The sequence below is a fragment of the Bacillus sp. FSL R9-9834 genome (assembly GCF_038006905.1).
In the GTDB taxonomy this organism is placed as follows: domain Bacteria; phylum Bacillota; class Bacilli; order Bacillales; family Bacillaceae_G; genus Bacillus_A; species Bacillus_A pacificus.
Genome location: NZ_JBBOWD010000001.1, coordinates 1,714,899 through 1,735,425 on the forward strand (window position 1 = coordinate 1,714,899; position 20,527 = coordinate 1,735,425).

General features: G+C 34.7%; 23 protein-coding genes. 17 read left to right on the forward strand and 6 right to left on the reverse strand.

Translation table 11 applies throughout. The features are described from left to right. The first annotated feature begins 58 nt into the window (after positions 1-58). Genes MKY00_RS09015 through MKY00_RS09035 form a run of 5 tightly spaced genes read left to right on the forward strand, consistent with a single transcriptional unit; the run spans position 59 to position 5,850 of the window. Positions 59-1,051 (forward strand): ABC transporter ATP-binding protein, encoded by a 993-nt coding sequence (locus tag MKY00_RS09015; RefSeq protein WP_016717091.1) that lies wholly within the window; start codon positions 59-61, stop codon positions 1,049-1,051. Beyond that, positions 1,029-2,054 carry an ABC transporter substrate-binding protein gene (locus MKY00_RS09020; protein WP_016717092.1) on the forward strand — a complete coding sequence of 342 codons (1,026 nt, stop codon included), beginning with the start codon at positions 1,029-1,031 and terminating at the stop codon, positions 2,052-2,054. The genes MKY00_RS09015 and MKY00_RS09020 overlap by 23 nt, the downstream gene beginning before the upstream one ends. A gap of 12 nt (positions 2,055-2,066) precedes the next feature. Continuing rightward, on the forward strand, positions 2,067-3,737 hold the full coding sequence (locus MKY00_RS09025; protein ID WP_016717093.1) for an ABC transporter permease: 1,671 nt from the start codon (positions 2,067-2,069) through the stop codon (positions 3,735-3,737). Continuing rightward, positions 3,734-4,996 (forward strand): MBL fold metallo-hydrolase, encoded by a 1,263-nt coding sequence (locus MKY00_RS09030; RefSeq protein ID WP_016717094.1) that lies wholly within the window; start codon positions 3,734-3,736, stop codon positions 4,994-4,996. The genes MKY00_RS09025 and MKY00_RS09030 overlap by 4 nt, the downstream gene beginning before the upstream one ends. Positions 4,997-5,016: 20 nt before the next feature. Then, a complete protein-coding gene (locus MKY00_RS09035) occupies positions 5,017-5,850 on the forward strand; it encodes a hypothetical protein (RefSeq protein ID WP_016717095.1) in 834 nt (277 codons plus the stop codon). A gap of 49 nt (positions 5,851-5,899) precedes the next feature. Here MKY00_RS09035 and MKY00_RS09040 read toward each other — a convergent pair whose 3' ends face one another. Further along, positions 5,900-6,322 carry a YfmQ family protein gene (locus MKY00_RS09040; RefSeq protein WP_016717096.1) on the reverse strand — a complete coding sequence of 141 codons (423 nt, stop codon included), beginning with the start codon at positions 6,320-6,322 and terminating at the stop codon, positions 5,900-5,902. A 198-nt stretch (positions 6,323-6,520) separates the two neighbouring features. Here MKY00_RS09040 and ucpA point away from each other — a divergent pair, with 198 nt between their 5' ends. The 7 genes from ucpA to MKY00_RS09075 all read left to right on the forward strand — a co-directional run bounded on the left by ucpA (position 6,521) and on the right by MKY00_RS09075 (position 11,559). After that, entirely contained in the window at positions 6,521-7,315 is a 795-nt protein-coding gene (ucpA, locus tag MKY00_RS09045; RefSeq protein ID WP_000517016.1) for an SDR family oxidoreductase UcpA, read from the forward strand. A 211-nt stretch (positions 7,316-7,526) separates the two neighbouring features. Then, on the forward strand, positions 7,527-7,688 hold the full coding sequence (locus tag MKY00_RS09050) for a hypothetical protein (RefSeq protein WP_000109006.1): 162 nt from the start codon (positions 7,527-7,529) through the stop codon (positions 7,686-7,688). Between the two features lie 161 nt (positions 7,689-7,849). Beyond that, on the forward strand, positions 7,850-8,485 hold the full coding sequence (locus tag MKY00_RS09055) for a cupin domain-containing protein (protein ID WP_016717097.1): 636 nt from the start codon (positions 7,850-7,852) through the stop codon (positions 8,483-8,485). 99 nt (positions 8,486-8,584) lie between these two features. Next, positions 8,585-9,676: a serine hydrolase gene (locus tag MKY00_RS09060; RefSeq protein WP_016717098.1), complete on the forward strand. Its 1,092-nt coding sequence runs from the start codon at positions 8,585-8,587 to the stop codon at positions 9,674-9,676. Positions 9,677-9,726: 50 nt separating this feature from the next. After that, entirely contained in the window at positions 9,727-10,368 is a 642-nt protein-coding gene (locus MKY00_RS09065) for a DUF3885 domain-containing protein (protein ID WP_029141095.1), read from the forward strand. A 156-nt stretch (positions 10,369-10,524) separates the two neighbouring features. Further along, a complete protein-coding gene (locus MKY00_RS09070; RefSeq protein WP_016717100.1) occupies positions 10,525-11,100 on the forward strand; it encodes a histidine phosphatase family protein in 576 nt (191 codons plus the stop codon). Positions 11,101-11,187: 87 nt separating this feature from the next. Then, on the forward strand, positions 11,188-11,559 hold the full coding sequence (locus MKY00_RS09075) for a hypothetical protein (RefSeq protein ID WP_000461775.1): 372 nt from the start codon (positions 11,188-11,190) through the stop codon (positions 11,557-11,559). A gap of 18 nt (positions 11,560-11,577) precedes the next feature. On the opposite strand, the gene MKY00_RS09080 is transcribed toward MKY00_RS09075, so the two are convergent. The 3 genes from MKY00_RS09080 to MKY00_RS09090 are packed head-to-tail and all read right to left on the reverse strand — an operon-like array spanning position 11,578 to position 13,198. Next, positions 11,578-12,414, reverse strand: a complete 837-nt coding sequence (locus MKY00_RS09080) for an alpha/beta hydrolase (RefSeq protein ID WP_392387547.1) — start codon at positions 12,412-12,414, stop codon at positions 11,578-11,580. Positions 12,415-12,474: 60 nt separating this feature from the next. Further along, complete coding sequence (locus MKY00_RS09085; protein WP_016717102.1) at positions 12,475-12,804, reverse strand: DUF3147 family protein; 330 nt, start codon at positions 12,802-12,804, stop codon at positions 12,475-12,477. Then, positions 12,788-13,198: a MarR family winged helix-turn-helix transcriptional regulator gene (locus tag MKY00_RS09090; RefSeq protein WP_016717103.1), complete on the reverse strand. Its 411-nt coding sequence runs from the start codon at positions 13,196-13,198 to the stop codon at positions 12,788-12,790. The genes MKY00_RS09085 and MKY00_RS09090 overlap by 17 nt, the downstream gene beginning before the upstream one ends. Before the next feature lie 121 nt (positions 13,199-13,319). On the opposite strand from MKY00_RS09090, the gene MKY00_RS09095 reads away from it, so the two are divergent. Then, positions 13,320-14,147: a protein phosphatase 2C domain-containing protein gene (locus tag MKY00_RS09095; RefSeq protein ID WP_016717104.1), complete on the forward strand. Its 828-nt coding sequence runs from the start codon at positions 13,320-13,322 to the stop codon at positions 14,145-14,147. A 42-nt stretch (positions 14,148-14,189) separates the two neighbouring features. Here MKY00_RS09095 and asnB read toward each other — a convergent pair whose 3' ends face one another. Next, on the reverse strand, positions 14,190-16,013 hold the full coding sequence (asnB, locus tag MKY00_RS09100; RefSeq protein ID WP_074585823.1) for an asparagine synthase (glutamine-hydrolyzing): 1,824 nt from the start codon (positions 16,011-16,013) through the stop codon (positions 14,190-14,192). A gap of 264 nt (positions 16,014-16,277) precedes the next feature. On the opposite strand from asnB, the gene MKY00_RS09105 reads away from it, so the two are divergent. Together MKY00_RS09105 and MKY00_RS09110 are read left to right on the forward strand one after the other, a co-directional pair. After that, positions 16,278-16,844: a sigma-70 family RNA polymerase sigma factor gene (locus MKY00_RS09105; protein WP_016717105.1), complete on the forward strand. Its 567-nt coding sequence runs from the start codon at positions 16,278-16,280 to the stop codon at positions 16,842-16,844. After that, the gene (locus MKY00_RS09110; protein WP_016717106.1) at positions 16,841-17,941 is read left to right on the forward strand and encodes a DUF4179 domain-containing protein; all 1,101 of its coding nucleotides are present in this window, start codon (positions 16,841-16,843) and stop codon (positions 17,939-17,941) included. Before MKY00_RS09105 ends, MKY00_RS09110 begins: the two co-directional genes overlap by 4 nt. Positions 17,942-17,981: 40 nt before the next feature. Here MKY00_RS09110 and MKY00_RS09115 read toward each other — a convergent pair whose 3' ends face one another. Next, positions 17,982-19,055, reverse strand: a complete 1,074-nt coding sequence (locus MKY00_RS09115; RefSeq protein ID WP_016717107.1) for a WD40/YVTN/BNR-like repeat-containing protein — start codon at positions 19,053-19,055, stop codon at positions 17,982-17,984. Between the two features lie 189 nt (positions 19,056-19,244). Here MKY00_RS09115 and MKY00_RS09120 point away from each other — a divergent pair, with 189 nt between their 5' ends. After that, positions 19,245-20,144 carry a cation diffusion facilitator family transporter gene (locus MKY00_RS09120; RefSeq protein WP_074585822.1) on the forward strand — a complete coding sequence of 300 codons (900 nt, stop codon included), beginning with the start codon at positions 19,245-19,247 and terminating at the stop codon, positions 20,142-20,144. 193 nt (positions 20,145-20,337) lie between these two features. Further along, complete coding sequence (fbpA, locus tag MKY00_RS09125) at positions 20,338-20,508, forward strand: Fur-regulated basic protein FbpA (protein WP_000098301.1); 171 nt, start codon at positions 20,338-20,340, stop codon at positions 20,506-20,508. The last annotated feature ends 19 nt before the right edge of the window (positions 20,509-20,527 follow it).

The window sequence follows — 20,527 nt, forward strand, 5'->3', positions numbered from 1 at the left end:
TATAAATCTTCCATATAGAATGAAAGCAGGTTAAGAGTGAGGGGAGAGAGGTGAAACGATGGATATTAAAATTAGTGGATTAGAAAAATCATTTGGAAAAGTACAAGCGTTAAAGCCGTTACAAATTGTGATGAAACAAGGTGAATTCACCACACTTTTAGGACCTTCGGGATGCGGGAAAACGACATTACTCAGAATGATTGCAGGACTGGAAGAGCCAGATAAAGGTGAAATATATTTTGGAGATACGTGCATGTATTCTTCTTCTAAAAAAATAAAAACAGCTCCTCATGAACGTAATATCGGTATGGTATTTCAAGATTTTGCTTTATGGCCACACATGACTGTATTTGAAAATGTTGCATTTGGTTTAAGAGCTACAAAGCAAACGAATCAATTACGGGAAAAAGTAGAAGAGGCAATAAAGCGAGTTCGCTTGCAAGGAATGGAGAAAAGATATCCGCATGAACTCTCTGGCGGACAGCAGCAACGTGTCGCATTTGCGAGAGCAATTGTAACGAAACCACATTTCATTTTGTTTGATGAACCGCTCAGTGCACTCGATGCAATTTTGCGAGAAGAAATGAGATTAGAGCTTATGGATATCGTTCATTCTATTGGTTTAACTGCATTGTATGTTACTCACGATCAAACAGAAGCGATGTCAATGTCAGACCAAATTATTGTCATGAAACAAGGAGAAGTATTACAAAAAGGAACACCAGAAGACATTTATGTGAAGCCATCTCATGAATTTGTTGCAAAATTTGTTGGTAAGGCAAATTGGCTTGTAGAGGGGGAGAAAATGGTTCGCCCAGAGCATATAAGTTGGACAAAAAATGAAGTGTGCGAAATGTATACAGGTGAAGTTCAGCACGTTACATATGTAGGAGAACGCTATGAAGTGAAAGTAAATATGGGGGCAATCGGAATATGGACAGCTTATCACAATAGTAAGCTAAGCATCGGAAAGCCAGTATCGTTATATGTACCGAAAAAATGTATTCATCATATAGGGGGAGAATCGTATGAAGAAATTCAGTTCGCTTAAGTCGTTATTTGTATGTACTTTATTATTTTCTGCCGTAGTAACAGGGTGTAGTTCAAAGACAGGTAATGCAGATGCAAAAAGTAAAACTACGAATGAAAAGAAGATTGTTGTATATAGTGCAGGACCAAAAGGATTAGCAGAAAAAATTCAAAAGGACTTTGAAAAGAAAACGGGTATAAAAGTGGAAATGTTTCAAGGAACAACAGGTAAGATTTTAGCGCGAATGGAAGCCGAAAAGAAAAATCCAGTCGTTGACGTAGTCGTACTTGCATCTTTACCAGCGATGGAAGGATTAAAAAAGGATGGACAAACGTTAGCTTATAAAGAAGCGAAACAAGCTGATAAGCTTCGTTCTGAATGGTCGGATGATAAAGGACATTATTTTGGATATAGTGCTTCAGCGTTAGGAATTGTGTATAACACAAAAAATGTGAAGACAGCGCCTGAAGATTGGAACGATATAACAAAAGGAGAATGGAAAGGGAAAGTGAATCTTCCAGATCCAGCACTTTCAGGTTCAGCTTTAGACTTTGTAACAGGATATGTGAAAAAGAATGGAAAAGATGGATGGAATTTATTTGAACAGCTTAAGAAAAATGAAGTTACAGTAGCAGGGGCAAATCAAGAAGCGTTAGATCCAGTTGTAACAGGAGCAAAAGATATGGTCATTGCGGGTGTTGATTATATGACGTACAGTGCAAAAGCAAAGGGTGAACCAGTTGATATTGTTTATCCAAAAAGCGGAACAGTTATTAGCCCACGTGCAGCAGGTATTATGAAGGATAGTAAAAATGTAGAAGGTGCAAAAGAGTTTATTGATTATTTATTATCAGATGATGTACAAAAACAAATTTCTAAAGCATATTTATTACCTGGTAGAACAGATATAAAAGCTGAAAATAGACCAAATGTGGAAGAGATTCCAGTATTAAATATTGATTGGAAAACAGTTGAGAAAGAACAAGATGAAATAGGAAAACAATTTAAGAAAGTATTTCAATAAGATGGTGATTACATGGTAAATCGATTTGGATCAGTAAGGCAAGTTGGGATGACGGTAGCGTTGTTACTTGTGGCGATGTTAATCGTCATCCCGCTTTTTCTCATTTTACTTTCCAGTGTATATGAAAATAGTAGTTGGAATTTTTTAAAGCCGTTTGAAGTGATGCAGAGTGGTGGATTAGCTGGAATTTTTCTAAATTCGATGCTTCTAGGTGTACTCGTAGTAATAGGGGCAACCATCTTTGCATTTCCATTGGCTTTCATTATGAGCAAAACAGATGTTGGAAAGCATAGCAAGTTAGATATTGTTTTTATGATTCCATTTATGACACCGCCGTATATTGGATCGATGGGCTGGATTTTGTTCATGCAACCGAACGGCTATTTTGAACAGTTTTTTCCGATGCTAAAGACGGTTTCATCTTCGTTCTTTAGCTTAGGAGGTATGGTTTTAATTATGAGTCTGCATTTATTCCCATTTCTTTACTTCATGTTGAAGAATACATTACTTCAAATTGGGAGTAGTAAAGAAGAAGCGGCAGCAGTTCATGGTGGAAGCTTTTTCTATCGTTTAAGAAAAATAATATTGCCGTTATTAGTATCCAGTTATGTAATGGGTGCTTTACTCATTTTCGTAAAGACAATTGCTGAATTTGGAACACCGGCTACATTTGGACGAAGAATAGGGTTTCATGTGTTAACATCAGAGATTCATAAATTCATTTCGAGTTGGCCAATTGATTTTAGTAGTGCAACAGCATTATCTTCTTTATTACTTAGTGCATGTATGCTCATTTGGTATATGCAAAACGTATTAAATCGAAAGTATTCATACGCAATGGTTAGTGGAAAAGGTGTGAAATCTAAAAGGTATACATTGTCTATATTTACGCGCATTGTAGCGTGGTTTTATGTAATTGGTTTATTAATCGTATCAATTGGAATCCCGTATTTTTCTATACTGATTGCTTCATTATCAAAACTAAGAGGTGGTGGCCTACATGTAAATAACTTTACAACAAGCCATTATGAAGCATTATTTACAATCGGATCTCCGGGATTAGAGGCCTTATGGAACAGTTTTCTTTTTTCACTTATAACAGCGATTATTGCTGTTATGATTGGCGTCTTTTTAGCACTTATGATTCGAAAGGGGAAAAAGCCTTCTGAAAAATGGCTTGATATGTGCGGTATGTTACCGAATATGGTACCAGGAATTGTGATGGTTGTAGGGCTTATTTTATTTTGGAATTCACCCTATATGCCTCTGTCCATTTACAATACACCAGTCATGGTAATCGTAACATACGTTGTTCTTTTTTTACCTTATACGGTGCAGTATGTAAAAGCATCGCTCGGGCAAATTGATGATTCTCTTGTGCAAGCAGGAAGTATTTTTTCTGGGAATTATATGTATATTTTCAGAAAAATAATATTACCTCTTATTATCCCGGGCATTCTTGCTGGATGGGCGATGACATTTACAATCTCAATAAGAGAGTTAGTAGCATCGCTTCTCGTACTACCCCCATCGGTAGAAACGTCAGCAACATTTATTTTTGCTCAATTTGAACAAGGAGAAGTATCTATTGGAATGGCGATGGCTGTCGTTTCAGTTGGACTTACAACACTATGTTTATTACTTCTGCAACATATGGAGCAAAAACGAAAAGGGGTAGTATGATGAGGATAGAAGTATGGGGAGGAGCGGGAGAATACGGTCGCTCCTGCTACTTTGTAAAAAATAAAGAGACGAAAATATTATTTGATTGTGGTATTAATCGATCATATGAGGATAGTTATCCAAAAATAGAACGGGAAGTTGTACCGTTTTTAGATGCAGTATTTTTGTCACATATTCATGAAGATCATACGATGGGCTTACCTTTATTAGCGAAGTATGGATATAAGAAAAAAATATGGACAACTCGTTATACGAAGGAGCAACTCCCAGCTTACTATGAAAAATGGAGAAACTACAATTTGGCGCAAGGATGGCATGTACCTTATACCGATCAACATGTGAAAGATTTAAATTATGTATATATTGATGAGATTAGCAATCCGAATGAATGGGTACAGATTACCCCTACATTGCGTTTTCAATGGGGGTATAGTGGGCATGTATTAGGAGCTGTTTGGTTTTTAGTGGATATGAGTCATACATATGTATTCTATTCTGGCGATTACTCAGCAGAGTCTAACATACTACGAGCTAATTTACCTGAGAAGTTGCACGGCGATATAAAAGTCGCAATCGTAGATGCCGCTTATCATACTGATGATGTTTCGCAACATGAACGAATAAAAGAACTATGTACAGAAATTGAACGCGCCGCCGGGAATAAAGGGATAACATTACTACCATTGCCACCCCTTGGTAGGGCGCAAGATCTCGTATTGTATTTATATAAAAAATATAAAGAACTCCCCATTATAGTAGATCAAGAAATTTTGGATGGATTCCAACAGATGTTCGCATATAAAGATTGGATCAAAAATAATGAAGAACTTGAAGAGCTTATGGAGAGTTTAAAAAGAAACATAATAGTTATGGATGATGACAGCGGTACGCAACATAGTTATGGAATAGTTGTAATGAGTGATGCAAATATGCAAACGAAGCGAGCGCAGTTATATTATGAACAACTCCGGAATGAAGAACGAAATTCTATTATCTTTACTGGACATATTGCGAAAGGGAGTTTTGCAGAAAAAGTTTTGAAGGAACGTGTAGGTAAAGAATGTAGGGTGAAGCGAGTTCCATATAAAGTTCACCAAAGTATAAGAGATGTGAAAGAGATGTTAAATACATTATCACCAGAACATACGGTGTTAGTACACGCATTGAAAGAGGATACGGATCGATTACAGAAAAAGCTTAGCACAGCAGGGTATGAAAATGTATATTCACTTACTATGGAACGTATAGAAGTCATTTGAAATGTAAAGGGGATAGGTATATGAAAAAAGTATTTGTATTCGTAAGTATTTTCTTTTGTTGTTTCCTTTATAACGTTAAAGAAGGATTTGCTGCCAGTCCAATGACACCTAGTTTTGAAGTGAAGTTATTATTAAAGCCAGAACAAGTATTAGGTTATAGCAAAGAGATGAACGAAGAGGTACTAGAATATTTCCAGGCTGGTACAAATTATGAAAGAATACAAGTGCAATTTTTAGATACAGCGAATAAAAATTTAAGTAGTGAAGGTTGGTTTGCGAGAATTCGAAAGAAAGAATTTAGTAAAGATTTTGAACTAACATATAAAAAAAGATATCCTATTCCAAATGGTGTAATTCAAGATGCATTAGAAGTAGCTAAAAAAGAAGGATTTGATAGTAAAACTGATAATTATGAGGCAGAAATAGACTGGGGATTTGAGAAGAAAACGTTAAGTATTTCAAATAAGAAAAGTTACAGTGCGAAAGGATATGGAATACTTGATTTACCAAACGAACGAGCTGCTCAAAACATGTTAATAGAAAAATTACCAGGGAAAATGAACAAATGGCTGTATACAAATTGGGGAGAAGAGATGTTAAAGAATTCCCGTATTTACGGTCCTGTATTAATGAAACGATATACAGGAGAGTTTGAAAACATAAAAGCAAATATTGAAATTTGGCCATTAAGTAATACCGGAAAATTAGAAGATGACTTCGTAATAGAAATGTCATTTAAAACAAATGAAGAAAGTATTGCGACAAAGCAAAGGGAATTATTAATGGCGAATTTAGAGAAAAAAGGCTGGTTGTTACCGAAAGATAGTTTGAAGACAGAGCTTATTTTTCAGTAAATAGTAAAAATGAATCCATATGCCATGGATTCATTTTTTTATATGAGTATTAAGCTAAATCAGCTGACACGAACATATCATTATTTTGAAGATTTTTAGAGCGTAAACTATAAGCAACTACTTTCTTTTTATGTTGCTTGACAACATCAACATGCTCTTCATGACTATAAATATAAAATGTAAAATCTTTTTTGCCGCGCTTTGCATGAATAATTAAAGGCGTACCCTCATTATGTGGCGGTGCGTAATAGCGATCTAAAAATAAACCTTCGTTAAAATCATGAATAATTTTGGATTTTTGTTCGCCTTCTAAGTTATTTCCATTGATTGTAACAGTCACATTCTCTTCTTCCAGTTGCGGATGTGTTTCGTACTTGCTAATAATGGATTCAATAACAGTGTTAGGAAGGCTCGAAACGATAATTTTAAATGCCCCAAATACAACTAACATAACAATAAACCAAGTCGTCATAGTATATCATCCCCTTTTTCCTATTAAATAATATAACTCATATGATAATAGTACATATGGTGAACTTTTGTATAATTTGTGAAAAATCTTCCTGTTTTTGAACGTTTTTTAACAAATGGAGCTTTGTAAAGACTGAGAGGGAATATTTGGTATGATAAAAGTGTAGAAGCTTTCTATATATTATAAGGGGGTTATGAAATGGGGAAATTAGATGGTAAGGTTGCTTTTGTTACAGGAGCTGCGATGGGGAACGGAGCTGGAATTGCTCATGTATTTGCAGAGCTAGGGGCGAAAGTATTACTTGTTGATATTTCAGAGACAGTTCATGAGACAGCCAAAAATATTGTAAGTAAAGGGTTAGATGCTGCAAGTTATGTAGTCGATGTAGCTGATATGGATGCTGTTAAAGAAGTAGCGAAAGATGCATATGAGAAGTACGGAAAGATTGATGTGTTAGTAAATAACGCCGGTGTTATTCGACTTGCAAATTTTTTAGATATGTCAGATGAAATGCGTGATTTTCAATTTCAAGTAAATATTAATGGGGTATGGAATTTTTCTAAAGCGGTATTGCCATATATGGTTGAGAAAAATTACGGAAAGATTGTGAATATGTCTTCTGTAACAGGAACATTGGTTGCTGATGAAGGTGAAACTGCATATGCAACGACGAAAGCAGCAATTTGGGGATTTACAAAAGCGTTAGCACGAGAAGTTGCAAAACATCATATTACCGTAAATGCAATTTGTCCAGGTTACATTATGACACCAATGGCAGAGCAAATAGCAAATGAATCTGATCCAAATGAGCCGAGTAATGTAATCGATGGAATTGCTTCAGGTGTTCCTTTAGGACGTTTAGGGAAAATTGAAGAAGTAGGTCAGTTAGCAGGTTTTTTAGCATCCGATGAATCAAGCTACATAACAGGTACACACATTGTCATTGATGGTGGTAGTACATTGCCAGAAACGGTTTCAGTGGGTGTAAAGTAAAAGGATTATGAATGAGAGTTTTAGTTCTTTGAATGATAATGCTAAAAGAAATCTGAAAGAGATTTCTTCTAGCATTATCATGTTATGTGATATTATTATTAGAAAAATCAATTTTGTTACAAAAAGTTGAAATTGAAGTATTTTAAAAGAAAAAGGTTTATAATAAAAATATAACTAATAACCACATTACTAATTATAAGGAAGTGTAACTATGAGTACTGTAACAATCGTGTATGGTATTATTCTTTCCACAATTATCGTTTTATTTTTCGTTGGGGTTTCACGTTACATTCACAAATGGAAAGAAGGCGTTGCGAAATTAAATCACATTGAAGAAGAACTTAGTGATTTAATGTTACATCATGGTAAGTAAAAAGTTTATTTTTAGCTAAATAATGTGAAAAATATCACAAAACATGCTCTCCTTATGAAGGCATGTTTTTTTGTTATGTGAATGATTAGGCACATTCATACATTTTTTCCATACGATACAGTGTGAAGATGGAAATGTTCGGAGTGGAAAAGAGGGATAAAATGAGTAGTTCAGGTTATGTTCCAGATAATAAAAATTTAAAGAAGAGCTCAGGAACTCCAAACCTTTTCTTTGATTCGAGAAAAAATATCTTTTTTAAAAGGGATGAGAAAAACGTTGCATATGAAGTTACGTCAACGCAGTTACCAGCCATGATAGGAGGAGCGTTTGTTGATTTATTTATGACGAAAGGGCATATGCGGGAACCACATTGGCATCCGAATGCGTGGGAGTTAGATGTTGTAGTATCAGGAGAAGCAGTTACATCCATTTTAAATCCGGAAACGAATCAATTGCAAAATTATCATATGAAAGCGGGGCAAACTGTCTTTATTCCAATGGGATGGTGGCATTGGATCACAGCGGTAACAGAAGAAGTACAATTACATTTGTTCTTCAATAACGATCAGTTTGAAACAGCAGAAGGATCAGACATACTTAGATTAACACCGCCAGAAGTATTTCAAGCTGCATACGGTGTAAGTGCGGAAAAATTAGGGAAAGACCTTTCGCCAATTAAGGAGTCAGTTGTAATTGGTCCCCCTAACTTAAATCGAATAAAAGGTGTTAAAGAAAGTGGCGACTCAAATATAGTCGTTACGTTAAATGGGCAAATAACTTCATGTGAAATAGAATAACTCTTTCTTTTTAGGAAGAGTTATTCTATTTTGTATAATTTTGTAATTAGATTCGTTATAATTATAATATAGAAGGGAATATATGAGAGGGGGTATATTGTGAACATATTAAAAATTATAGGAATTGTTGCAGGAGTCATTATAGTAGCTGTTATAGCTTTCTTTGTTATTATGAATTACTATTTGTCAAAAGAAGATCCTGATTATGTATTACAGTACATAAAAGAACATAAAGAAGATGAAACATGTTCATTATTTATTAAAAGAAATGGAGAAGTAGTAACATCTATAAATGAAAATGTAAAATTACCATTAGCGAGTATGGCAAAAATCGTAATAGCAGTTGAATTTGCTAAGCAAGTGTCAGAAGGAAAGATAAGCCGAGATGAACAAATTTCATTACAGGAGCTAGAAAAATATTACGTTAAAAACACTGATGGTGGAGCGCATCCTGACTGGTTAGAAGACGCTGAAGCTAGAAAGTTAGTGAAAAATGGACAAATCGCTTTAGAAGAAGTCGCTAAAGGTATGATTCATTATAGTTCTAATGCAAATACGACATATTTGTTAGAAAAGCTTGGAATAGAAAGAGTAAATGAAAGCATAAAAGAGTTAGAGCTTACTAGTCATGATAAGTTTACTTCTTATACGGCTGCACTATATATGAGAGGATACGTAGAAAAAGAACTTCATGTGCCAGAAAATCAGTCATTAAAAACGTTACGTAACATGTCAAAAGATGAATATAATAAACATGTGTTACAAATACAGGAATGGATGAAAGATGAAGAAGAATGGAAAAAACGGGATATTCCATTAAAAGTAGATATGGAATTCCAACGTATTTGGTCAGATCGATTAGTGGGTGCAAACGCTAAAGATTATATGAGTATAATGGAAAAGATAAATAGTAGAAAGTATTTTCCAAAATCAATGCAAGAAGCAATCGAGAACATTTTCAAAGGAACAGTTAAAAATAGTAAGTTCGAATATGCTGGTCAAAAAGGTGGCTCTACCGCATTCGTATTGACAAAAAGCTTGTATACTATAGATAAGAAAGGGAATAAAGTAGAAGTTGTCATTATGTTTAACGATATAGAAAATCAAGTTGCATATCAAAAGCTGAGAAATAATGTAGATTATTTTATTCGAGATGATATAACAGATGAAGAGTTTAGAAATAAATTATAATGAAATAATTTTATTATGTAAACAATGAGCTGTTAAAGGTAGGTGTTGAGATGAGGTTGAATGAGTATATGCTTGAAACGTTTCCAAATTTAGAACTTAGACCACCTTTATTTTATAATGGGGATATTGGTATTCGCTTTAGGTTAGGTGTGAACTATGATTGCAATAACATTTATGAAAACTGCCCATATTTAGAGGGCGTTTATAATAGAGCTATTACTTTATTTCGGTCTTTACATGCAACAGAAGATGATATTTATATCGTAGTGGATGTAAATGAATATGCAGACGGTGAAACTTTCAAACACAAATTGAATATCTTTTCTAAGTATGTAAAAGAGAAGTCTGATTTGTTTAAGTTACAGAAAAATACAATCCCTTATGTTTTTCCAGAAGACGATGAAGACGGGGTATATAAAACACATAGATATACTTTGAAATGTAAAGTTTCAGACTTGAAATATATTCCTATGATAAAAGCAATTTGTAATCAAGATATGGGGATAAAACCGCGTATTTTTCATAGGGTGTATTTCATAAATATTAACAAGAATACTATATTTCACATTTATGATGATAGAGGTTGTGATGTATTAGCTACCTCTCCTAATACAATTAGGAATATGTATCATACATATAATGATTGGATATTAGAATACGACAGAAATAAAATTGATAAAGTATTTAATTGAATGTAATCTATTTTAAATGAGGGAAATACCATAGAGGTGTTTCCTTTTATTAATATGAAAATCAATATTTAAATTTGAAAGCACTTATTACAAAGGTAAAGGGATTTGATGGTAATGTATTGAATTTGGGTAGAAACGGAAAAAGGAGATGAATAAATGACAACAATATATTTCGTTCGCCATGCCCATTCTACCTATACAAAAGAAGAACGGGAGCGTCCTTTATCTGAAAAAGGACACTTGGATGCAGAGAATGTAACAAGGTTATTAAAAGATAGACATATTGATGTAGTGATTTCTAGCCCGTACAAAAGAGCAATTCAAACTGTACAAGGGATTGCGAATACATATGATGTATCGATACAAATAGAAGAAGATTTACGAGAAAGGTTATTAAGTTCAGAGTCAGTAGCAGATTTTAATGATGCGGTCCAAAAGGTGTGGGAAGATTGGGATTTTGCACACGAAGGCGGAGAATCGAATGATGTAGCGCAAAGGCGTGCTGTAATATGTATGCAAAATATATTAAAAAAATATGAAGGTAAGAATATTGTAATAGGAACTCATGGGAATATTATGGTATTACTCATGAATTATTTTGATTCAAAATATGATTTTCGATTTTGGAAAACAATTCGTATGCCCGATATATTTAAGTTGAATTTTCATAATGAGGATTTAGTTTCTGCCGAAAGGATAGAGAATACGGGTCATCAGATAAATAATTTGTAAAAGTTTATCAAAAAAAGAGGAAAGAGAGATATTATTGTAGAAGTATGACTTTGTAACATAAAAAATATGTTAAAGGAGGCTGTTTACATGTTTGAGAAAGAGAAAGAAGGGCTTATTGAAGTTCACAACGTATATGAAATTGTACCACCAGATGGAACAATTATTGGTATGGCAACGGAAGAAGAAATGGAAATTGCTGCTGAACTAGAGCTGCAGTACTATGCTCATTCTCGTTTGTTAGAAGCAAATATTCAGTTAGACGGTTCCTCCTACAAAGAGTTACTTCAGGAGTTCCAGGAGTACGAAAGAAAATCAATGAGCTTTTGGCGAGCAATACATAAGCGTTTAGCTGTGCCGTGGGCATGGGTATTACGTATTGATGTTGCGAATGGCCCTATATATGTAAGTAATGGGAATGCGTATTACGAAGAAATCGATGATGAAGAAGATTATGAATAGATAAGTAAGGAAGCAGCTTTAGTTGCTTCCTTTTTTTATTTTTAGGGAGTGAACCGCTTCAATGATAATATCTGGTCGATCATTTTCAATTCCGTGGCCAGCATGTTCGGCAAGTATATATTGGCTGTTTATTGAGAGTTGTAATTGTTCATGAATCAGTTCTTGCCACATTGCTTCAAGTTGTGTCGCTTCCTCTTTTTGCATGCCGCCCTCAGTCAACTGAGTAATAGAATATTGAGGGTCTCTACCGATAACGATTAAAGGTACTTCTAATGTTTTATAGAGTTCTTTTATTGAGCGAGCACAATTTTTCCACGTAGATAGTTCAGAAGCTGTCGCTTTATATAATGTAGGAGAGGTAGAAAATTCAATGTACTGTCTTGATTGGTTAGCGAGTATTGGCTTTAGTTCATTAGAAAGCATGTCTACATCCATTTTAGAGTATGTATTATATTTTTGAAGCCACATATCATCCGAATCAGTCTGATCAGAAATTGGTAAATGAAGTTCATCTAATCGGTGTAAGTTCATGGATGTAGAATCAACTAAAATAAGTGCTTGCAACTTATCTTCATGTAACATCGCAAAATGTTGTGCACATAAACCTCCATAGGAATGACCGATTAGAATGATTGGTTCGTGAATATCTAGTTTTTGTAGTAACATATGAAGTTCTTTTGTTACTTGTAACGTAGTACGTGAATAATTCCCTAGTTCACTTTTTCCGTAACCAGGGCGATGGTAGGAAACGACTGTAAAGTGCTGTGAAAGCTTTTCGATAATAGGAAGCCAATCATAAAATGAGCAAGTCATTCCGGTTTGAATGACTACCGTTTGTTTACTACTTCCTTTCATATATACTTCTATAGTTTGCCCCAATACCTCTACAAGTTTATAAATAGTAACCCCTCCTAACTAAGATTGAAGTAATTTTTGACAAGCAAAAACAATGCACCAAACACCTATACCGAACAGGACAGATGTACTAAGTGAAAACGAATTTTTTAATCCAATATAAACGATAAATAATAGTAGTGCGGATGCAGGAAATCCATATAATACACCTATAGCAAATTGACTTAATTCTTGTTTGTTCCCGCCTTCGAAAGAAATCCAAAATAGGCTTAGTAAACTTACGAGAGGAAGGGCAGCAATAAACCCGCCAATCGTACTATAATGTTTAGCGACTTCAGTAATAACACCGATAATAAGTGCCGAAACGATTACTTTAACGAGGAAATGCATACTTTGCCTCCTTCGCTAATAACGAAAAAGCTCTTTCGATTACTTGTTGTTCTTCTTTCGATAATTGCGATTCTAATATTTTTATCTTTTCTTTATCTAGTAAAGTATGCTTTTCTAATACTTCAATGCCTTCTTTCGTTAAAGTAAGGTTCACAACTCTTTCATCTTGTTTGTTTCTTTCTTTCATGATATACCCTTTTTGAATAAGGCGCTTTACGTGTTCAGATGCTGTGTTATGAGAGAGAGTAAGCTCAGTAGCGACTTTTCCAATTGTTATATCTTTCTCACGAGAAATGATTTGTAAAATACGAATGGCTTGGTGAGAAAGGTTGTCTTCATATTCATATCGTAAGTGATAATAAATGCTCTCCCAATGCTGATTGATGTCTTTCATAATAAATCCTCCTGTTTTTATATCGTATAATAAGATATATTCGTTATTGCAGAAGTAAAATCCTTTTATTTGGATAAAAAATGTTGAAAAAGTTTATTTTTATTGAAATATAAGGTAATCTATGTGTAAAGGTATACATTCAGCAAGAGAGAGGATGATAGCTGTGAATACATTCAAATGGATGAGTCATGAACAGATGTATGTAGATGAAATACATGTTGAAAAATGTGGTCCTCTTTCAGTCGGCGTATATGGGGGAAATCAAGAGAGTGATGCATATGAACGAGGAGATGCGGTGCTTGCTTGGTGGGATCCGGAATTACAATTTGAATTTGTTATGATTTTTGATACACACCACAAAACAAAAAATATTGATTATATAATAGAAGCCATTTCAGAAAGAAAAGAGAAACTAAAGGAGTTATTTTCCTACCCGATACATTTAGCTTTTCATCATACACATATGTACTTATTAGCATTATTTACAGATGAGTTGTTTATTGAAAAATGTGATCAAGATGATGAGGAACTTGCATGCTTAATTTGTTTGCGAAAAGGTGAATTTTTATATTGGTTATCAGTCGGTGATTGTTTCGCATATTTATTCCATTCTGAGAAAACGAAAAATGGTAAAGGGCGATTAAATAAGCGGAAGAATTACGAATATATTGGTAGGAAAAATATTTTTGCAGCAAATACACCTTGTTTTACGTCAGGCGTAAGAGGATTAGAAAAAGGAATGAATCACATCGTAATGGCAACGGACGGTATTTTAGAGTGTGATAAACGAAGGTTTGATGATGACCAATCTTTAATAGAAATATTACACGACGGAAGTTGCTTACAGATTGAGCCAGTATTAACAAATGTATTGCAGTGGAAAGGTAGAGATTGTGCCACAATTATTGGATGGTCCATTGACACTGAAAATAAACGATGTGCTAATTAATATAAAAGGAGTTCAAGGTTTTTATCCTTGAGCTCCTTTTTGTTAAGCAATATGGATGTGATACGTTTTTAACCACTCATTTACTTGAAGCATGTATTCCATAGCACTTCTTGCTTCGAAATTGTTAATTTCTTTATTACTTTGATCGGCAATAGCAAGTAATGTGGAATGATTAATAAGAGAGAAAATAGGATTGTTTTTATTACTACACATGTCGAGTGACAAATGACGGATTGTTTGTAAATAATGTGGGTCTTGTGAAGTTGGATAAGCACTTTTTCTTCTATTCCGTACATCATCAGGTAAAGCAGGCTTTAATGCTCTACGTAAAATGCCTTTTTCAATATTATCAATGCTTTTTATGTTGAAAGGAACGTTCCATAAATATTCAACTAATCTATAATCGCAAAACGGTACACGAACTTCAAATCCTACGGCCATACTCATACGGTCTTTACGGTCAAGTAAGAACGGAAGAAATCTCGTTAAAAATAAATAAAACATTTGACGTTGTTTCGCGGATTTTTTACTTTCGCCTTCAAGAGTAGGTACTTCAAGTATCGCTTCTTGGAATCGTGTATCAATATATTCTTCTAGATTACATTGGTTACTTACTTCATGTAGTAGAAGAGGAGATGTATTTTTCCAATTTGTTAGCCAAGGAAACTTATCTACATATAGTAATTCTTCTTGATGAAACCAAGGGTATCCACCGAATACTTCATCAGCAGATTCGCCAGATAAAGCTACGGTCGCATCTTTTTTCATTTCGCAAAATAGTAAATATAGTGAAGTTTCCATTTCACCAGCACTCGGTAAATCTTTTGCACGGAGAGGAACGAATAAGTGATTTGCTAATTCTTCAGCATTCACAATAATATCATGATGAGATGTCCCTACATGTTCAGAAACGCGTTTTACCCAAGGAGCGTCTAAACCAGTGCGAGCAAATGTCAGTTCGAAATCTTTTGCGCTATTTACAAAGTCAATGGAATACGTATGAAGTGTTTTATTTTCAGCAGCAAATTCTTTTCCCGCTAGTGCAGTAATACCGCTAGAATCTAATCCTCCTGATAACATGCAAACGAGAGGGACATCGGCAATTAATTGTCTTTTTACTGTATCTTGTAAAATAGATAAAATATGTGATGATGTATCTTCTATAGAATCTGTATGGACCTTACTTTTTAAATTCCAATACTTCGTAATTACTTTTTTATCACGTGTAAATGTTATAGAATGTCCGGCACGCACTTCTTTAATATGTTTAAAGATGCCACACCCTGGAGTTCGAAATAAGCCTAATCCAAATATTTCATTTATGCCACCCGCATCAATTTCAGCGGGGACAGATGGATGCGCTAATAATGCTTTTATTTCAGATCCGAAAATAATGCTGTCATTTCTTTCTGTGTAAAAGAGTGGCTTTACGCCTAAATGATCACGTGCTAAAAATAATTGTTGCTTCTGATCATCCCATAAGGCAAAAGCGAAAATTCCATTCAAATGTTGTACGCAGTCTTCTTTCCATTCTAAATAAGCATGTAGTAACACTTCTGTATCTGAATGCGTTTCAAATGTATGACCACATTTCCTAAGTTGCTCTCTAAGCTCACGGAAATTATAAATTTCTCCATTATAAGTAAGAGCATACGTATAATCACCAGTACGAAATGTCTTCGGCTGTGTTCCGCCTTCTGGATCAATTACAATTAAACGCCGGTGTGCAAAGGCCGCACGAGGCGAAAACCAAAATCCTTCAGCATCAGGACCACGATGCTGAATACTATGTGCCATCTTTTCTAAAATAACATGTTCATTGGAAAGGTCCTTATTCCAATTTACCCAACCTGTAATTCCACACATACACATCTCATCTCCTAATTTAAAATAGTAGATTAATGAAATAAAATGTACACTAAGTTAAAGAGTGACTATATAAATAGTGTACTACATGAATCAAATTGCAGACTTGAGAAAATTTTCTTTGAGTGCATAGTTATGTGAGACAATGGCTAAGGGAAAGTATTCCATTACATACAAAAAATAATAAAAAGATGAGAGAAAATATTTTTTTAGACGTTATATAGGGTGTAAAAGCTTTTACAAAAAAATAAGGGGAATCGCTACATGAAATCAAATGAGAAAAATTATATAAAAAGATTACAGAGACAAAAAGAAGATGCGCTAGAATTTGTTGTCGATACATATTTACCACTCATCAAGGGAATCACGCATAAAGTTCTTTTTCCAGTTCAAAATGATGGACTTATAGAGGAATGTGTAAATGATATTTTCCTATCCATTTGGAATAACGCAAATAAGTTTCATGGAGAGCCGAGTGATTTTAAAAAATGGATTGCAGCGATTGCGAAGTTTAAAGCAATTGATTATTACCGGAAGGCAACTAAAAAAGTAGAAATTATTTCGGATGAGTTTCATATTAGTACGGAAAAGTCAGCGGAAGATGAATTAATTGTTATGGAAGATAGAGAAGAATTATTGAAGCTTATTAATCAATTAGAACCGCTAGATCAAAAAGTATTCATTATGAAATATTTACTCGGTATGAAGACAGAGGAAATAGGTGACAAGTTAGGGTTAACCCGGGCAGCGATCGATAATCGAGTGTACCGGGGGAAAAAGAAACTACAACAAAATGCTACGAATATTAGTTTTGGAGGTAGTGCAATATGAAAGACATTTATGAACTATTAAATGATATTGATATAGATGAAAAAGAAATTGAGGAAATTGAGGCTTCTGAAATTGAAAAAGAAAAAGTGAAGCGCAACTTAAAACAATCTATTCGTACGAAGAAAAAGATGAAAAGTTGGAAAAAAGGCGTTGCTGCTGCATCTATTTTAGTAGGATTATCAGTTGCAACGCTCGGTATTGGATTTCCTACATATGCAGGGGGATTGCCAATTGTAGGTGATATATTCCGATTTTTAGATAATGGTAGAACAGGGCTATATGAAAATTATAAAGAGTTTTCGACTGAGTTGAATATGACGCGGGAGAGTAATGGGGTTAAGGTTACCATTAATGATGTAATTTCTGATGGCAGAACATTATCTATAACGTATTCACTGGAAAGTGAGCAAGACTTAGGAGATGATCCTATCATATTAGGCGGATTGGATATAATGGACGCTCATGGTAGTTCAGGAAGTGGAAAAATGACTAAAGTTACTGAAAAAAAGTATGTAGGTATGGTAACAACGACGCACCATGATAGTAATCAAAAGGACAAAGTAAACTTTAGATGGAATATAGAGGGAATAGAGATGCCAGATAGGAAAAAATCAATACAAGGTAATTGGAATTTCGCGTTAACTGTAAAATCAGTGGATAGTAAAGAGAGAACAATTGGTGGGAGTTCGGAAAAAGAAGGTATAAAAGCAAATATGGAAAAGGTCGCAATGTCTCCGGTTTCATTTATTCTTTATTACAATCAAGAAGTTTCTAAGGACGCGAGGAAAGAATGGGATAGTGTAGATGTTGAATTGACGGTTAAGGATGATTTAGGGAATGATTATTCGGGTGAAGGAAATGGGGGAAGTGGCGACGATCCTTACAATATTCGATGGAGTTCTACATTCCAAAAGTTAAACGAAAATGCAACAAAGCTTATCGTTACACCTCGTGTACACTTGCGAGTTCATACACCTGAAAATCATGGTGGAGTAGAGTATGTGAATGGGAAAGAGAAGAAAGTAGAAGTACCGAAAAAAGAAGCGAAGAGTAAAGATATTGTTTTAGATGATATTGTAATTGATTTAAAGAAATAGAAGAGAGACTGCCTAAAACGATTAGGCAGTCTTTTTCTCCTTAAGAACTAGTAACAAGTAAAGCGTGCGGGTGTTGTGTTTTATACTCATCTTTCCACGGAATGTTTAGTTGTTCCCACGATTCGCCGCTATCATTGGATTGAAACACGCCATTGTTATTTAAAGTGTAAAACGTATGTGGTTCTGCTGGATTTGTCGCAAACATTGAAATGACTGTACCGATTGCTGATGGTAGACCTTGCTGTACTTGCTGGAACGGAGTATCTTTCGTTTTACGATAAATATAAGATTCATAAGGAATACGGTGATGAGCGAGGTCAGCGCTTGGTGCGGCAGAAACGAGAATTGTATCACAATCAGCTGGATCGATAGCCATGCTGTATAAATAATGATGTTCAAGTCCTTCGCTGCATGAAATCCAGCTGTTTCCACTGTTATAACTTTCGAGGTATGCGCGATCAGGTCCGCCCATAAATCCGTCACCACATGATGCATAAAGGCGATTTGGAGCTTCAGGGTGCATAAGCAATTGATGAGCATCGATAGGAGCACCGAATTTTTTATCCATCCATGTATGCCCTCTATCATTACTTTGAATAACAGCACCAGCTTCAATTGAAACATGGATTGTATTTGGATTATTTGGATCAACTGTAATCCAGCGTACGTGATGGGTAAACGGTCTGGGCGGGAAAGCCCACGTATAAGAAGATAATAATGATTTCATATTTTTAAGTTCAGTCCACGTTTCACCACCATTTTCCGAACGGAATAAAGCACTAGGTTCTGTTCCTACATAAACGACGCCATATCCGTTAACTTGTTCATTAGAGCTTATCGTAATAGAAGTGATCGAAGAATGTAAAATACCATCTTCTTTTGGGAAATCAAAGTAACGATAAGAATCTCCAATTGGTCTCCATGAATCTCCGCTATCGTCACTTAACCAGAGACCTCGTCCAAAAGTGCCGCAATATATACGATTCTTTTGAAATGGATCAACAGCGATACAGGTAGGTTGCATATTTTGTAAGTGATACGCTGCTTCATAGTTACCATATCGTTCTTTCACTACAACAAGTTCACGTTCCATACAGAGAAATAATCTTTTCAATTTCGTCCCCTCCTTAAAAATTCTTTCCTTAGTAAACAATATGAAAATAAAAAAGAAGTAGTCTTGTTTTTATTTGAGAAAAAGGACTTGTTTGAAAAATAGCGAAGTGTGTATACAGAGGAAGTGGGATAAAGATAGGGAGTTTGTTTCATACTAATGTACAGATATTATCCTTAAAGGAGCCTTAGTATGGGACATTCACATGATCATGGTCATTCAAAAAATAAAAAGGCGTTACTATTCGCATTCTTACTAACAACAAGTTTTATGATTGCTGAAGTTATTGGGGGATTTGTAACAAATAGTTTAGCACTACTATCTGACGCGGGGCATATGCTAAGTGATGCGGTATCGTTAGCTTTAAGTTTACTTGCGTTTAAGCTTGGAGAAAAAACAGCAACAGCTGCGAAAACATATGGATATAAGCGAGTCGAAATGTTAGCGGCATTATGTAACGGTGTCGTTCTTATTGTCATTTCAGTATACATTTTTATTGAAGCAATTCGCCGTTTTAAAGAGCCAGTTGAGATTGCTAGTAATGGGATGCTCATTATTGCTGTACTTGGTCTGCTTATTAATATTTTATCAGCTTGGATATTAATGAGAGGCGGAGATGTGAAGGGCAATTTAAATTTAAGAAGTGCTTTCTTACACGTATTAGGAGATCTATTAGGGTCAGTCGGAGCGATAATTGCTGCGTTACTTATTAAGTTTTTTGGATGGACTGCTGCAGATGCGATTGCTAGTATTCTTGTGTCTATTTTAGTCATTATTAGTGGATGGCGTGTAACACGTGATACGGTCCATATATTAATGGAGGGTGCACCACAACACATAAATGTGGAAGAGGTAAAAAGTACATTATTAAATATTCCGGTTGTAAAAGAAGTTCATGATTTGCACATATGGTCTGTCACATCGGATTTTCAAGTATTAACTTGCCACTTGATTATTAAAGGAAATGAAACACAAAGTGTATTAAAAGAGGCTACGGATGTATTAAAAGAGAAGTTTCATGTAGAACATGTCACCATTCAAGTAGAAATAGATGGTGAATTTAATCATAGTGAGACAACTTGCAAAGTATGAAAGAAAAAGGATAAGAAAAAGTGTCATAACATTTTTCGCACGGCATACATATATATAATGTGGCCACAAATACTTTGTAAGGTAAATATTTCATGAAATTACTTTACTTATAAAGAGTCATCTTTTATAATCAAAAGTGGTAATTGATAAAGATTATCATTTTCAATGATCGTAGAAAGGAGTTTTTTAAAAGATGAGTAGTCAACTCCGTTTTGCTGTTGAAAATCGTAAGAGGCATTTAATTGATGAGTTAATTGGAGCAGGTGTGTTTAAAATTCGTGACCGACAATTATACGAGCTGTCTTTAGAGGAATTGGAAAAAGAGTACGAAGATATGGAAGATTATGCAGATATTCAGGCATAGCTATATATATTAGTAAAAA